The 14,953-nt window shown below is 34.1% G+C and carries 21 protein-coding genes; 6 read left to right on the forward strand and 15 right to left on the reverse strand.

Annotated features, from left to right (window positions below):
* The coding region (locus tag IQ19_RS21285) for an ATP-binding protein (RefSeq protein ID WP_144544878.1) at window positions 1-272 on the forward strand (272 nt) is incomplete at its 5' end.
* Window positions 273-311: 39 nt separating this feature from the next.
* Here IQ19_RS21285 and IQ19_RS21290 read toward each other — a convergent pair.
* Window positions 312-1,109 (reverse strand): FtsK/SpoIIIE domain-containing protein, encoded by a 798-nt coding sequence (locus IQ19_RS21290; RefSeq protein ID WP_144544881.1) that lies wholly within the window; start codon window positions 1,107-1,109, stop codon window positions 312-314.
* A gap of 276 nt (window positions 1,110-1,385) precedes the next feature.
* Between IQ19_RS21290 and IQ19_RS21295 the strand changes: the two genes are divergently transcribed.
* From IQ19_RS21295 to IQ19_RS21315, 5 genes are all read left to right on the forward strand, one after another.
* Window positions 1,386-1,586: a helix-turn-helix transcriptional regulator gene (locus IQ19_RS21295; protein ID WP_144544883.1), complete on the forward strand. Its 201-nt coding sequence runs from the start codon at window positions 1,386-1,388 to the stop codon at window positions 1,584-1,586.
* Window positions 1,587-1,588: 2 nt separating this feature from the next.
* The gene (locus tag IQ19_RS21300; RefSeq protein WP_144544885.1) at window positions 1,589-1,852 is read left to right on the forward strand and encodes a hypothetical protein; all 264 of its coding nucleotides are present in this window, start codon (window positions 1,589-1,591) and stop codon (window positions 1,850-1,852) included.
* Between the two features lie 35 nt (window positions 1,853-1,887).
* Window positions 1,888-2,376: a GNAT family N-acetyltransferase gene (locus IQ19_RS21305; RefSeq protein WP_144544887.1), complete on the forward strand. Its 489-nt coding sequence runs from the start codon at window positions 1,888-1,890 to the stop codon at window positions 2,374-2,376.
* A gap of 305 nt (window positions 2,377-2,681) precedes the next feature.
* Window positions 2,682-3,515, forward strand: a complete 834-nt coding sequence (locus IQ19_RS21310; protein WP_199749518.1) for a DUF4352 domain-containing protein — start codon at window positions 2,682-2,684, stop codon at window positions 3,513-3,515.
* 230 nt (window positions 3,516-3,745) lie between these two features.
* Complete coding sequence (locus IQ19_RS21315) at window positions 3,746-3,940, forward strand: DUF389 domain-containing protein (protein ID WP_144544889.1); 195 nt, start codon at window positions 3,746-3,748, stop codon at window positions 3,938-3,940.
* 52 nt (window positions 3,941-3,992) lie between these two features.
* Here IQ19_RS21315 and IQ19_RS21320 read toward each other — a convergent pair whose 3' ends face one another.
* The 14 genes from IQ19_RS21320 to IQ19_RS28685 all read right to left on the reverse strand — a co-directional run bounded on the left by IQ19_RS21320 (window position 3,993) and on the right by IQ19_RS28685 (window position 14,946).
* Window positions 3,993-4,748, reverse strand: a complete 756-nt coding sequence (locus IQ19_RS21320) for a peptidoglycan recognition protein family protein (RefSeq protein ID WP_199749519.1) — start codon at window positions 4,746-4,748, stop codon at window positions 3,993-3,995.
* The gene (locus IQ19_RS21325) at window positions 4,748-5,128 is read right to left on the reverse strand and encodes a phage holin family protein (RefSeq protein ID WP_242021083.1); all 381 of its coding nucleotides are present in this window, start codon (window positions 5,126-5,128) and stop codon (window positions 4,748-4,750) included. Before IQ19_RS21325 ends, IQ19_RS21320 begins: the two co-directional genes overlap by 1 nt.
* 94 nt (window positions 5,129-5,222) lie before the next feature.
* Complete coding sequence (locus IQ19_RS21330; protein WP_144544891.1) at window positions 5,223-5,687, reverse strand: YiiX/YebB-like N1pC/P60 family cysteine hydrolase; 465 nt, start codon at window positions 5,685-5,687, stop codon at window positions 5,223-5,225.
* 17 nt (window positions 5,688-5,704) lie between these two features.
* Window positions 5,705-6,244 carry a DUF4376 domain-containing protein gene (locus IQ19_RS21335; RefSeq protein WP_144544893.1) on the reverse strand — a complete coding sequence of 180 codons (540 nt, stop codon included), beginning with the start codon at window positions 6,242-6,244 and terminating at the stop codon, window positions 5,705-5,707.
* Between the two features lie 13 nt (window positions 6,245-6,257).
* Window positions 6,258-8,900 carry a phage tail spike protein gene (locus IQ19_RS21340; protein ID WP_144544895.1) on the reverse strand — a complete coding sequence of 881 codons (2,643 nt, stop codon included), beginning with the start codon at window positions 8,898-8,900 and terminating at the stop codon, window positions 6,258-6,260.
* Complete coding sequence (locus IQ19_RS21345) at window positions 8,897-10,348, reverse strand: distal tail protein Dit (protein WP_158638878.1); 1,452 nt, start codon at window positions 10,346-10,348, stop codon at window positions 8,897-8,899. The genes IQ19_RS21340 and IQ19_RS21345 overlap by 4 nt, the downstream gene beginning before the upstream one ends.
* A complete protein-coding gene (locus IQ19_RS21350; protein ID WP_144544899.1) occupies window positions 10,335-12,167 on the reverse strand; it encodes a phage tail tape measure protein in 1,833 nt (610 codons plus the stop codon). Before IQ19_RS21350 ends, IQ19_RS21345 begins: the two co-directional genes overlap by 14 nt.
* A 30-nt stretch (window positions 12,168-12,197) precedes the next feature.
* Entirely contained in the window at window positions 12,198-12,488 is a 291-nt protein-coding gene (locus tag IQ19_RS21355; RefSeq protein ID WP_144544901.1) for a hypothetical protein, read from the reverse strand.
* 2 nt (window positions 12,489-12,490) lie between these two features.
* Window positions 12,491-12,817, reverse strand: a complete 327-nt coding sequence (locus tag IQ19_RS21360; protein ID WP_144544903.1) for a hypothetical protein — start codon at window positions 12,815-12,817, stop codon at window positions 12,491-12,493.
* A gap of 15 nt (window positions 12,818-12,832) precedes the next feature.
* Window positions 12,833-13,402: a hypothetical protein gene (locus IQ19_RS21365; RefSeq protein ID WP_144544905.1), complete on the reverse strand. Its 570-nt coding sequence runs from the start codon at window positions 13,400-13,402 to the stop codon at window positions 12,833-12,835.
* 10 nt (window positions 13,403-13,412) lie between these two features.
* Window positions 13,413-13,772 (reverse strand): DUF3168 domain-containing protein, encoded by a 360-nt coding sequence (locus IQ19_RS21370; RefSeq protein WP_144544907.1) that lies wholly within the window; start codon window positions 13,770-13,772, stop codon window positions 13,413-13,415.
* Window positions 13,759-14,205, reverse strand: a complete 447-nt coding sequence (locus IQ19_RS21375) for an HK97-gp10 family putative phage morphogenesis protein (RefSeq protein WP_144544909.1) — start codon at window positions 14,203-14,205, stop codon at window positions 13,759-13,761. Before IQ19_RS21375 ends, IQ19_RS21370 begins: the two co-directional genes overlap by 14 nt.
* Complete coding sequence (locus tag IQ19_RS21380) at window positions 14,192-14,524, reverse strand: phage head closure protein (RefSeq protein ID WP_144544911.1); 333 nt, start codon at window positions 14,522-14,524, stop codon at window positions 14,192-14,194. Before IQ19_RS21380 ends, IQ19_RS21375 begins: the two co-directional genes overlap by 14 nt.
* The gene (locus IQ19_RS28685) at window positions 14,521-14,946 is read right to left on the reverse strand and encodes a head-tail connector protein (protein ID WP_242021084.1); all 426 of its coding nucleotides are present in this window, start codon (window positions 14,944-14,946) and stop codon (window positions 14,521-14,523) included. Before IQ19_RS28685 ends, IQ19_RS21380 begins: the two co-directional genes overlap by 4 nt.
* Window positions 14,947-14,953: the final 7 nt, after the last annotated feature.

A 14,953-nucleotide genomic window follows, 5' to 3' on the forward strand; every position in this document is an offset into this window, starting at 1 on the left:
AACTTGAAAAGCTGGATTTATTAATTCTCGATGAGCTGGGTTACATTCCTCTACATAAACAAGGTGGAGAATTATTATTCCAGGTTATTTCAATGTGTTATGAGGCAAAAAGCATTATTATTACCACTAATCTTCAGTTCGGTCAGTGGAACCATGTCTTTGGCGACCCAATCTTGACGGAAGCAGTCATTGACCGACTGATCCATCATTCTCATCTGGTAGTCTTCAACGGCGATAGTCATCGTTATAAAGAGTCTATATTACAGAACTAGATATACTGTTGGCAGGTGGCTACATTATTAACTGCCGTTTCATGCATTTTTTGCTTGCCAAATACAGGTCATCTCTTCTTTAACATTCTCAAGGGCTTCTAATGCTTCCTCAACATCCGTTGCAAAGTTCTTTACTTGTTTCAAATGTTCAAAGTTACTAAACTCTAAACCACCTTTTAAATCAATCAGAGTAAACTTTACGTTTTCTGGATTGTTATGAAGTAAAACAGTTGCAATTAAATTAAGGACATTTGATTTCCCCATATCCGTAGCCCCACCAATTAGGACGTGTGATGCAACATCAAAATCAATCTTTACAACATTTTGTAAACTAACCCCTAAAGGGACTTCCCATTTATTAAGATTCTTGAACATATCTTCTGTAAATTTGTATTGAGTCTGCAAACCTTCATCATAAACCCTAATTTTCAACATTCCATCATACTCAAATTCAATTTCTTTATTTAACTGAACACGATTATTAATAATGTCCTTTATCTGTTTCAAGATATTTTGATTTAGTTTTAAATTTTTAAAGTCCTTTAGTTCAATTTCCCTAACGCTGCTATTATTTAATCCATCTTTAAACTTTCCGTATTTGTCTGTGAAATCATGTAATTCAAGTCCTAATGGAATTTTGTAGACATACTCTGTATATTTGGATTTTTTATTGTAACTTCTGCGATATAAGCGAATTTTTTCTTCTTTTGTGTACAAACCACAATTCTCTGCAATCTTTAAGATCTTATCACCATCATTATTGGAAATTGTTTTATAATAATAACTTGCACCCATGACTCCTAACATACTTCCAGTAGTCAATATTTCAAACAGCACTCCACCACGCTCCTTTCGGTATATCTATAGATATAGTCCCAAGATAAACGAATACGAATAGGTAGGCGAAAAAGGTAGATTTAACAACTTGTGGTACTAGATATTAACTATTCGCTTTGTTAAGTTTTTCAGTGTTTGTTAATGCGTATAGTAGAGTGTATGGGTAAATGACCCAAAAGTTATCTTGTACTCATAATTTTTTTTGGATTTTAATTAAAATTAAATTTGAAAGGAATTTGTACAAATGGAATAGAATACCTTTTCAGAGGTGTTCTTATGAAGAGTAATATTGGAGAATTAATTGAGGAAAGAGGATACATGAAGAAATACATAGCAAAACAATTAGAAATAACACCTAACCAATTGTCTAACTGGATCAGTGGTAAATCTCATCCTACAATGGAAAAAGCCTTTAAACTTGCTGATTTATTAAATGTAAAAGTTGATGATCTATATGACCGCACAGAACAGGAGTAATTATGAAAGTTGTAATTCAAACAATACTCAACATTGAAGGAAACAGAGGCTACCGAAGTGGAGAATTTTTTGTTCGGGACAGCGATTTTAAAAAGGAACCAAACTTTGCTGTTGCTGTGATTGCCTATGAATGGATCCAGCAACAAATTAGAGAGTCCGGCTGCAGGGAAACAATTATTGAAAAGGTTACTTGGAATGAAGAGCATGATATTACTGAAGATGTAAAACAGATCAGCCCCGTTATCAAGGATGATTTGCCTTTTTGAACACGATAATATTACTTAAGAAAAGGAATATTTTCATGAAATCAGAAGCAGAAAAGCTAATATTAATTAAATTTGGAATCCCTAAAATTGTAGGTATGAATGAGAAGGATTTAATACTAGAAACAAATGCAAAAAAGATAGCAGGAACTAGCGAAGAAGATTATTTTTGTATTGATAACAGCTATAAATTTTGTCTGTTAAATAAAGGTGAGCCTATCTTTTCCATGGACTTTTTTAAACCTAATCAAAGACTCCAAGGCTTACGTAATGATGGACAATACATTAAATTAGAGCTTCTATATGTTCATAAAAATAGCTTACGAAAAAAAGGAATTGCCACTTATTATATGAATAGACTTGTGCAGTACGCAAAAGAGGAAGGGGTTACTCACATAAAAGTTGATGCTAATCCTACCGCAGATAATTTTACAAAAGATAAAAAGGATAATGCTTTAAATAAAGAACAGCTAATTTCCTTTTACAAAAAGTTCGAGGATAAAGAAATAAAAATAGAGATTTTATAAGCCATTTTATTCACAAATTAGACACAGACAACTCATACCATAAAAAGGTAAAATTCAGATAGTGTGATACCGCCAGTACACACTAGGGTGGATGGTTATTGTGGTATATGACTTCCCATCATTTGTGCTTCTCCTTATTAAGACCAACCAGTTTCCCGATGGTTGGTTTTTAATTTGTAAAAAGAACCTTACCAAAAATTTAATCACCCTCCATGTTACAATTTTAACAGTTATAGGAAAAATACATGGTCATATTTCCTATAAAGTGGTATTATTTTCAATGTAAAACTATTGGGGGGATTATTTTGAAAAATTTAGTTAAAGGGTTTCTTATTTTTATTCTTCTCTTCTCCTTAGCTGCATGCGGGTCAGAGAGTACAAGTGGCTCAAATGAGGAAAAGACAAATACTAAAGATGAAGATAAGTCATCAGGAAAGCTATTGACTAAAGAAGAGTTTGAAAAAATGTATACTGATCCAAAAAAATACAAAGGGTCAAAAGTGGAATTTTACGCTAAGGTTTTTGTTGAACCAGAAAAAGATGATGATGGCACATACCTACAAGTTTATGCAAATAATAATGGCGAGAGAAATACAATCGTTGGTATTGGTGACCCGGATCTAGATGTTAAAATAGATGATGTTATTCTGGTTAAAGGTACTGTAGAAGATGTGTTCGAAGGAGAAAATGCATTAGGTGGGACAATTACAGCTCCTGCAATTAAAGCTGAATCAATAGAAAAGTCGGATTACGCAACAGCTTTTGCACCAGCTCTAAAAACTGTTGATGTTAATAAAGAAATTGATCAACATGGTTATATTGTGAAACTGAATAAGATTGAAGTAGCAGAGTCAGAAACAAGGTTATATGTTAAAATCACAAATAATACTGATACCAATATCTCCTTTTACAGCTTTAATGCTAAGGTAGTATCAGGAAACCAACAATTCGAAATCCAAGATAATTATGAAGCTGGCTATCCTGAAGTCCAATCTGATATTTTACCAGGTGTTGAAAGTGAAGGGATCGTAGTTTTCCCAGCGATTCCAGACTCAGGAACTGTAAAAGTACTATTCGAAGGTTCATCCGAAAACTATGAACTAGAGTTTAAACCTTTTGAATTTGAAGTCACATACTAATATGGATAAAGCCCCTCACAATTAAGTGAGGGGCTTTTTGAAATTGGACGTTTATTTTTTTTCATTAAATAATATGCAAATAACTTGGTAAATTTGTGATAAATAATTTTCTAAGTATGCCCTATGCCCCCTCTATAGAGAAGGGTTTTTTAATTTCTAATTTAGCCAAAGCACAGGAAGGCATAAGAAAAATCAAATGGCATAGAGTGTAAGTAAAAGGGGATGATTTTATGAAAGTTTGGATCTCATTATTACTTGGATTGGTAATCTGCATCATACTTTCTTACTTATTCCTTGATTATAACGTTTGGACAACACATCAAATGGGGGAAAACAGTGAATCAAATGGCTTCTTGATAATAGTTGCTGTGTTTATTTTGATATATGTATTCTGGAAATTGATTGAAAGAAAAAAAGAGTCATAATAAACTCTTCAAATAAAGGGTGCCCCTCCAATTAAGGAAGGGCTGATTTTCTTTATTTTTTATCACCTATAATTAATACACGGTCTAAAGCTGTATAAATCAAACCAATTGCATCATCAAGTGGTAACTCACCTTTTAATAAACTTGCTCTATGTTCAGATGAAATTGCTTCATCTCCATGTACGGCTTTATTAGCAAGGCGATTCAACACACGAGAAGTAGCATTGATCATTTCTGTATTTGAAGGTTTATACATTCTATTTGCCTCCTTTTTCTCCTCTACAACTGCTGCATTTACTTTATCTAATTTAATCCTTTCCTCAGCACATGAATTAATAAAACCCTGCCACCTTTTCAAGAGGTTTGTAGGACAGTTTTTACCGCTCCAATGTTTATGAGGAACAACTTTTTGAATTGGAATATTAAACTGCTTCATTAATTGAGCAGTAATAATAGCAGCATTTTGAACGGATTTTTCAAAGTTCCCATCAGAATTTACACATATTTCAATTCCTATTGATTTTCGATTACCATCTCCAAAAGTACCATCTCCAGCATGCATTCCAGCTTCATCAAAAGGCAGAGATTGATAACATGAGTCCTCATCTACCTGTAAATGCCAAGAAGCTTGTCGGCTATTTCCATTAGCTTGCAATTTCGCATGCGCAAGATCATTTGCTCCTTTTGCTGTATTTGCTGTTTCATGAATAGTTATGTATTCAGGGTTCATTTTAAAAGTTACTTTCTTCCCATTAACCGTGTATTTCGGTTTCTTGTTTTCCGGAATAAACATGTGAATAATTTTCATTACTTACTACCCCTTTTACCAACTTTATTCTTATCAAAGAATTTGGTTAGAAACTTAATGTCAATTCCAATGCGACTAAAATTTTCAATAATGCTCATACCTTCATAAGCTACAATCATTCCTACACCTAATTTGACAAGTAATCCATTTACTCCAAAATAAGCATCACAGAAAACTAAAAAAGCCAGTGCTACAAACTCACCAACTTTTCTAATCATTCCTATGTAATTAATCGAACTGTTAAGTTTTCTTTCTACTCCAGCAGCTAATAAACCCGTTACAATATCAAAAATAATAAAAGCTAAAGCTACATACCATATATTGCCGACAAAATCATAAATACTAATTGGCATTAAAAACATCTCCTTTGCCTGTTGCATGATTCCACCACCCCTGATATTGTTTAAGAAGTGGGTACAACCACAAAAAAGACTACTCTCGGTCAAATGATGGGTAGTCTTTTTTTATTCCGTTTTATACTTTTGTTAATAATGGAGAGTCCATTAAATGTGAAGGTAAAACATCTCCATCTACCCTTTCAGGTAATAAATCCACTCCTGCAGACTTAAACACTAAGTCAACTAATTCAGAGCAATAAACCCTATTCACATTGTTTACAAATCCTACCCCATCATAATTAGCCAACAATTTAAAAAACCACTCGGCAATCTCCAAGTAGTCATAACTAACACCTATAAATTTTTTACCATTTGTATATATTAATTCTTTTTGCTGCCAAGTTAAATCACATCTCATGATTATGTATATATCATCATTTGTTACTGGTCTAATTCTGGTCTTAATGAATCTATCTGCTTCTAATATCATATTCTCTGACATTGCTATTCCAACATGAGTATACGGTGACTTTGTTAATCTGTTAATAATTTTACTGTTCCATGACTGTCCTCTAAAAAATACAATATCTCCTGTCTGCATATTTTACACATTCTCTCTTAGTTGAACCGAATGGATTTCAACTCATCTATTGATTGGTATGATGTTGTTAATATGGTTTCTTTAAGACTCCAATACCTACCTATGCTACTTCTCTTATGATTTTCACCAGACATACATATTGCAATAAACTCATCTTTAGTGAAGTTTTTAACACCGTTATTAGATGTTTTCCAAATTACTGATGTAATTGAAGGATTAAGCAAGAATAAACTTAATTGTTGATTGAAGTTAGTTTGATCTTTGTAATCAAATTCAAAATGATCTCCATTATGCTCAAAGCCTTTTATGATGTATGTATTACATTCTTCTGACAGTTCCTTTAACTTAAGTTGCTTAATAAAGTCTATAACCTCTTCTTTATAAATCTCATCTTGTGCTTCATCAACTACAATATAACTTCCTCGAAAACCTTCATAAGTTACCGTGTCTTCATCTGCCTTTACTGATACCTTGTTAATCTCACATATAGAAGAAGAGACACACATAATGGTGTCTACAACTTCAAAGTTTTCATTATATATTACTAACTTTTCCACTTGATGTCCCTCCTTAATATGTTACCTTAATTTTTGCCGTTGAATCTAAAACTGCATAACCACTGGATGAATCGCTTGCTACATAAACACCAATACCTTTTGCAGTTCCATTTTGGAAGTAAGAATAGAAAGTTGATGGGACTTGTACCCAAGCACCTTCGCCCCAACTTAATTTAACTGTTGTATAAGCATCTGACAGGTTAGTATCAGAAGGTGTTGAAGGTTGTGATGTATGTGAATGCCACCTCAAATAAATATTTACATCTCCACTATTACCACCACTGCTAGATCTTTTTATGTATACTTTCATATCCTTGATTGTTTTACCTGTAAGTGTTGAAGAAGTTGTTGAGCCAAAGAACCAAAATCCTGTTCTTCTTCCATAGCCATAGTTACCTTGTCTAACTCCACTTTGGAAACCATAAGCACTTGACCAGTTAGATCCACCTGTTGATGTCCAAGTTGTAGTTGTTTCTTGTACTATAGGCTCTTGTGTTGTGCCTGAATCTGATGTTGGACTTGATAAACCTGTGATTGTTCCACCTTGTTCTGTCTTTAAAGCTGTGCTACCTGCACTTGCTATTGTCCCTACACCAGTTATAACTCCACCCCAAGCTCTTGCGAAGTATACAGATGTAGACCCCTTACTGTTCATCAAGTGTAAGTGAGAACCATAAAAAGACTGTCCTGCAACTTTACAATCATAAAATGAGTTGTTTTCAGAAACTACATGGCTACCATTACCAGCATGAATTGCATACGTTGTAATGTCTCCACCACCTCTAAAAATACAGTTGTACAAGTAAACATAGTTACAAGCATTAATGTCAATGATTTTATCTGCTGTAGAAGTGAATCTGTGTGCTTTTATTTCAATCTGACATGAGTTACTTGTTGCAATTAAGTTACCATGAACATAAACAGGTGTTGCAGTTGTAGAAGATTCAATTGTTATCTTTCCTCCACCTGAAAAACCATTTAACTCAATAGTTTCATAAAGATCAGAGTTATAAGTAACAATAATTTTTACATTATGGTCTATAAATTTTGGAATCCTTCTTATTGCTTCACCAAGAGAAAATAGTGCATCACTCCAAGAAGTACCACCATTACTGTCACTTGGAGGATAGCCTGTGTTAACTGTCCAAGTGGATACATAAATAGTTGTATCTGCCAGTGTCTTTGTAACAACATTAGGTGCTTTTAAATTAGACACATAAAGTTCAGAGAATCCCCCTCTACTTCCATCTAGATCAGCAATTACTTCACCTTCAGAATTATATACTTGGAATACTCCATTCTCATTGTTGTATCCACCTAATGCTAATGTTCCACCTCTTGCCTTTTCCCAAGTAACTGTACCTGTCTCAATATTTGCACCATCAATAGTTGTTTTTCCTTCAACTTTCCATCCGTCTGTTAATGTCTTTACACCAGCAGCAGTTGCTTGTGCTGTCTCTGCAGTTGATTGAGCAGAAGTTGCCGTACTTTGTGCTGTATCGGCAGTTGATTGTGCTGATTCTGCAGTAGTCTTTGCAAAATCCCAACTCTCTTTACTTTTGTTTAAAAGTTTTTTAACGTCACGAAGATACTTATAAGCATTAATGTTTAATTCTAAATAATCACCCAGAGTAAATTTATTTTTAGATGAACCTGTGTAACTTCGCTCAGTTTTTAATATTCTTGCCTCTAAATAAAGTGCTGGATTGAAATATTCATCCTTAATCCTAACTGTATCCCCTGCTTGCGCTCTTTCGTGTCCTAATCCTAATAATTCATAAAGGTCATCTGCATCAACTATGTATTTAACAGAAGCGTTAATACGTTTCTTAAATTCTTCTTCAGTTAGATCTAAAAGCATTTGAGGAGTTAGTTTTCCAGAGTCAACAGTTGGTGAATAAATATCATATCTATGTTCCCCATCTTTTCCCCACCTTTGAAGTGCATCTAAATCCTCAACATACTTTTTACCATTGTTTACTGATTCAATGGTTAGATAATTTCCATTTTCATCAGCAGCACCTATTCCATATAAGGCAGTAACTACCATGCTTGCATCTTCTAAACGCTCAATATTTTGCAAATCTTTCCCAAAGATAATTTCTTTTCCTGCATTTAAACCATTTCGTTTAACAAAGTCAACATATCGTTTTGCAATCCGATTACCCCCAATAACTACACGGAATCGTAATTCCATTTCATAATCAGAAGCAATCATACGTAAAAACTTTAATCCATTCATATGTTCGTCAATGTTAATTGTGCGAATTTTAGTATCTTCTATAAATCCAACTTCCCAACGTGTTCCTTGTAATCCAAATGCTAATGCTGTTTCTGGTGTTTGTCCTTCAAGAATTTGTGGATCAAATATTTTACTGTATCGAATATTTAAAAACTCTGCATCACATTGATAAGAGTTTGTAAGACGATAATTTGAAACCTTATTAACACGTTGTACAATGAAAGGGATAAATTCATTATTGGGTGATCTAAGTACAATTGTTGAATTAACAGGTATATCTACATCAGTGTCAAAATCAAAAGTTTCTATCCCCTCTTTAATATCAATAACATGTAAATCATTCCAATATGCTCTTTCCTTTTGTGGATCTAAGATGTCTGATATGTACCCTTGACTATTTAAGACATAAATCATAAATATCTCTCCCTAAAAGACAACGTAACATTTCCCGCATCACTCGGTAAAACTGAAATTGAGTTATTGTTTGGTTTTAGTGGGAAAAAGTTACTTGTGAAATTCTTCATTCCAAGCACAATTTCACCGTTTTTCTTTATGATATTTTTATAGTGGTCAAACTCCAATACATCTCCGATATCAGCAATATATTGTACTGATTCAACTGGGACTGAATTTAACTCCCAAACTTTCAGGTCATTTATTTTCATTGTTGCTCTATTGGTATTAGGATAAATACGGAAAGAAACCTGTACTTGGGTAATAGGAGAACCATATGTTCCTTGACTGTCATAATAACTTAAGATCCCATTTGTACCTTTTGGGAAGGTATGATTACCATTTTCATCAATCGTGCTAAAATAGACCTGCCAAAGGTTTTGATTGCGTTCTATTCTTAATACACCTTTAAAGTCATTCCAATATTCAGCTTTATTTGGCTCTTCATTGGCTATCCATTTTCCTGTATCTACTTCACCTATTCGTGCTTTTGCTTTTATAAGTTCAGTAGCAGAATAACGGTCTTCAATACCAATCTTTGCAACTGTACGGTTTGCACTGTCTAAGAAATAAATTTCAATCATACCAGTTTTACCACCAGTATTTTGCATCTCAACTAATGCTTCTGCTTTAAAGTTAGTTAAGGCTTTACTCAAAGATGTTTTTAATGCTCCACCTTGCCAATTAGGTGGCTCAATAACAGTCCCATAGACTGATTGATAAAATGAAGTTCCATCACTTACAATTTCCCCTGAGATATATCCATTATCTACATATGTTCCTTGCCCCCAACCTGTAGTTGTAGCCATCGTATCATGTAAAATAATTGTCTCTGGTTCAACAACAGTTGTATCAACTTCCCCTTCTTGCCCAACTTGCAGAAAATCATTATCAGAAAGCAATGTAAAGAAATTTAATTTCTTTCGCACTTCTAACCTTGTAATTGGATAAGTTTCAACACTACCTAAATTTTCAATATTGTAAGGATTGATATTTGATGGGAGGGAAATTGTCTTTTCGTCTGAGTATTTGTAAGGATCTGGACATACAAAACGAACACTTGTTAATCCAACTTCTCCACCTATTTCTTCTACACTGTCAATCTCATCTAACAAAGCAAAATATGTTCTGTTAGGTTCTTCATCCAAAATTAAAGGCGCAGGTTCGTCTGAAACTAACCATTGCGCCAATTCTTCTTTCATCTGTGAGAATGTTTGATTTTCATTAAGTGTAAATCCGATAGGGAGAGTGATAACACGAACGTTAGTCGATGTGCTAGTGTGTAATGCCCCTGCACGTTTAGGAATAGTTAATAATTCATGCTTTACTGGTGCAATTACTGGTAAATCCTTATCCTTCAAAATAAATACATTTTCTTTACTTATTCCTTTATAACTAAATGACCGCAAGTGGATCACCTCCAAATCTTCTTTGTCTGTTCTCTTGGTCTTTTGTTAGTTCTTGAATAACCTCAAACACAACTTGACCAATCATTTTACTATCTAACATTACTGGTGCTGGTTGAATATTTATTGTTTGTTCACCATTATTGCTCAACTTATTTCTAGTCTCATTAGCTGGATCAATTTTAGAACCTCTCGGAAGTGTTACCAATTCGGGTCCCATTTCCCCAACCAAAGTTTCTCCGCCTCCGAAATAGTTAGTTCCCGTTGCGTTTCTTGGAATTCCTCCAGCAATACTTCCTCCCCTTGAAGTGTATCGTCTTTCTTCCACTTCAATGGTTTTCTTCTTAGCAGGTTTGCTATTCCACTTCCTTAGCCAATCAATAGCTTTTTGGATAGCACCTGTAACATCTTGGAAAACACCAAGTACTTTATCTACTGCATCAAAAATGGCACTGAAGGCAGATTCTATTTTGCTTTGTACTTTCGGAATATGGGGACTTATCCACTCCCAAAGTTTCTTTAGTACTGGCAATAGAAAATTTTCAAATATATCCCATACTGTTTTTACAACGTCTTCTATAATACCGAACACACGCTCAACAATACTTTGAATCTGTGGCATTTTTGATTGGATAAATTCCGCAAATCTTGATAGGATTGGTAGGATATTATCTTTAAAAAATGCCCACACCATCATTGCAACTTCTTTAATCTTATTGAATACTGTCATAAACTTTTCACGAATAGTTGGCATATTACTTAGTACCCATGAAAATAAACTAACAAGAATTGGAAGAACATTGTCTTTAAAGATTGACCAAACTGTTTTTGCTACTTCCCAAATAGCTGAAAATACACTTTTAAATACTTCTTTGACTATTGGAAGGTTACCTTGCATGTAGCTAAATAAAGCCATAAATACAGGTTGTAAATTTGTTTGAATGAATGACCATACCTGTGAAAGTATTGGAAGAAAATAATCTCTGAATATCCCTACCGCTAAATTCACAACTGTAGACAATGCGTTAAAAACCGTATCCATTGTTGATCGAATTTGAGGCATATTTACCACAACCCAATCAAGCATTTTCTGAAATATGGGCATTAACTTAATACCAACTTCAGTTACAAGTCCTGACATTACATTTTTAGCATTTTCCCATTTTAGCTTAAAATCTTCTGCTTTCTTTAAATCATCTTCACTGATCACATGAGCATTATTCTTCATTTTCTGAAGCTCTTCATTGCTCATATTCAAGACAGGGGCTAATTCTTCACCAGTGGTCGATAACATAGCTGTGGCAATAGCATTACGTTTTGTAACATCTTCCATTCCTTGTAAACCTGCAATTGTTTCATTAAATAACTGTTCCTGGGACTTTAACTTTCCGTTGGAATCCATTACAGAAACACCTAATTCTTTAAACATCTCCGCATTTTCACCAGCACCTGAAGCAGCATCCATTGCACGTTCTGCTAATGCCGCTATGTCTCCGCTTGCTTGTTCTGCAGAGTAGCCGAAAGTCTTCATTACGCTATCCCATTTTTGAAATTCATCGGTACTCATTCCATTTACTTGTGCAAATTTACTAATCTCACTTGTCGTTTCCAATGTCTTAGCAAGTAATCCACCCATTGCACCTGCAGCAATACCAACACCAGCAGCAATAACTCCACCTGCAGTTTTAGCAATACCACCTAATTTACTGAATTTCCCACCTGTATCATCAGCTTTTTTATTTGTATCATCAAGAGCATTATTTGCTTCAGAATTTTCAACAAATATGGAACCAAACAATTTAAATATTTCGATTGTAATCACCCCTTTCAAAAAGGAAATAAAAAAAGCGCTCTAGTTTTCAGAACGCTTCATACTTTTTAAAATATTTTCTGCATCTTGTATTATTTCATCATCTGTACGATTGTCTCTTGGTTGTTGCGGTTGCTTTAATTGTTTTAAATAATCGTTAAATGAAATAAAGTTTTCTTTTGTCATACTTTGATAAGCAACTAACCACTGTTCCCATGCTTGACGCTCTGAATTTTTCTCTACAGCCTTTATGTATAGATTAATACCTACAGTAGCTGGTAAAGACAAAATAAAAGACATGTCACCATATCGCTGTAAAAGCGTATCGTACATGTCTATTTCATCAAGTGGGAGACACTGGATAAAAAACTTTTCAAGCCTTTATGATTCATAAATTCAGTCATTAATTCCATTGTATCTTCAAGTTTTAACTTCTCAATCTCAGAAACTTGTACTTCCTTTAAACTAGCAAGAAATTCAGTAATTTCCGCTTGTGCTTCGCCTAAATTTTCGATACAGGAAAACAAAAACTTTGCACCAATCTCTTTTTCTGTTGTGTCCTTATTGATACCAGCAAAAATAGAACGAGCCTGTTCACTGATACCTGCTTTTTTAATGATTCGAACAACGGCAAAAACATCTGTAAATTTTAAATCACGCATTAATTATTCTCTCCCTTATACCATTTTTGGAAAATAAATTTTGTAAGGTGCTACGCCTGTTTCATCTTCATGCCCAGTGAATACTACAGGAACAACTGCCTCATTTTTATCAGTAGTTGCAATAGTTAATCCCTCTAAAGAGATAGCATTATCAATTACAATAACAACTGGCTTGCTTGATCCGCTTAAACGAGCTACAAAACCAATATTTTGAAGATAATCTGTCAACTCAATTTTACCTTTTGATGTTATAATGTCATAGTTTGTATCTGTTGTGTCAATCTCTGAACCTGCAATTGCTAATGCAATGTTAGAAGCTGTAAGTTCTTTTAAATTAATCGTAAGAGAAGGAACTTCAGAATCAATCACTACGTGTCCTTTACGTTGACCTTTTGCACCATCTACTTCAATTACCCTTGTTTCTTGTGTAAGAGCGAATTCATTTCCTCCACTAGTTGCTCCTAATAAAGTTCCTGTGAAATCACCTGTTAGTGCATCATAAGTTAAATTCTTATAAATAGCCCCCGCATCCATCAAATAATGAAGTGGGGAATTTGCTGTTAATCCATTAGTTTGTACTGCCATTTATATCTACCTACCTTTCGTATAATCTTCCTAAAAATATATTTGTCCTTCGGTTAAGTTGTGGGTTGTCATCAGTTAACGCTAATTGTCTATCTAAATAAATTGACATAAACAAATTATCATTAATAATTAAATTCCTATTTAAAGCATTTTTAACACTTGTCATTAAATCCTCAAGTTCTGTGGTATCGTCTTTATTGTCCCAACCATCTACATCTAATGTGACCATGCGTAAACCATCGCCAAGGTCTGTAATTTCAATTGTGTAAACTAAATATGGAAATTGAGCAGTATCAGAGGGTTTGAGGAAATGAACACGAGGATGAATGGATTTAAGTTGAGAATTAATTGCTTGTCTAATTGTCTTCATTACCTATCTCCTCCTCTTCATCAATTAGTCCTCTAGCCCTATTCTCTGACTCTATCGAACTGAGATATTTACCTTGGATAATTCTAATTTGATCAATGTTTTCATAAACTGTATCTCTGATAATATGTCTTGCTGGTTGTCCGTTAGTTCCTAACTCTTGATCAACTCCATACCAAGTATCATGTTTAACACCTATTTGTAAATCAGATTCACGCTTTCTAACCCAATATTGAAATGCATTTGGAATACGTTTCCCTTTTCTCATTCCGGGCATTTTCCTAGCTTTATCTAGAATCCTTCGCCTTATTAGCTTGGCTACGTCCTTTAGTGCAGCCCTTGCTAATTCTTGAATAGTGTATTTTACTCTATCCACATTGGAAGTAAATTCAACACCATTCCTGCGTACTCTGGTAACACTTCTAGGCATTGGCATGATTGACAACCCCTTCACAAATCAGTTCAATGGTTTCAAAATCATCAATACCTTTAGATTTCTTTGGTTTAAAAGAACGGATAACATTGTATTTATTACCTTCAAATTCAACCATAGTTTGTTTACTATAATCATACTGATTCACAATGAATACAATTTCGGGTTTCATTCCATGACTAGCCGCTGCATAATGTTCCGAACGTGTAACCGATAAAACATCACATAGAATATTTAAGCGTTCTTCTGTGCTAATTGAGTCACCCATATCATTTTCGGAATATGTTAGTTTAATTAATGTTAGTTCATAATCAAATGTCATAATGTAACCACTCTCCATACGCCACTAACCATTTCAACTACAGTCCATTGACTATTAATATACATCTGATAGCTTCCATCTGTGCTAAGAATATAAACCGTATATTGGTTAGGATTCAGAGGTAATACATCTACATTTGCAACTGTATCAACACGAAGATTACCAGCACCAACATGAATAATTAAATTATGCAATCTGAATTGTAGATGTCTTGGCATTGAACCTTCACTATCTCTGTTTTGGTATCTCCATGTGACATAATCCGATATAAAAAGTTGATGGTATGAGTTATTAGCGTCAAGTACTAACCCTTTTTCATCCGATAATTCCAGCATTACACCGTCAATTATAGCTAACAGATAAGCATCTCTTACAGTTGATGAGATACCTAAACGAGACTTAACTAACTGTAATACATCCATCTAAAAC

Origin of the sequence: Cytobacillus oceanisediminis, assembly GCF_007830235.1 — a bacterium.
GTDB classification, from domain to species: Bacteria; Bacillota; Bacilli; order Bacillales; family Cytobacillaceae; genus Cytobacillus; species Cytobacillus oceanisediminis.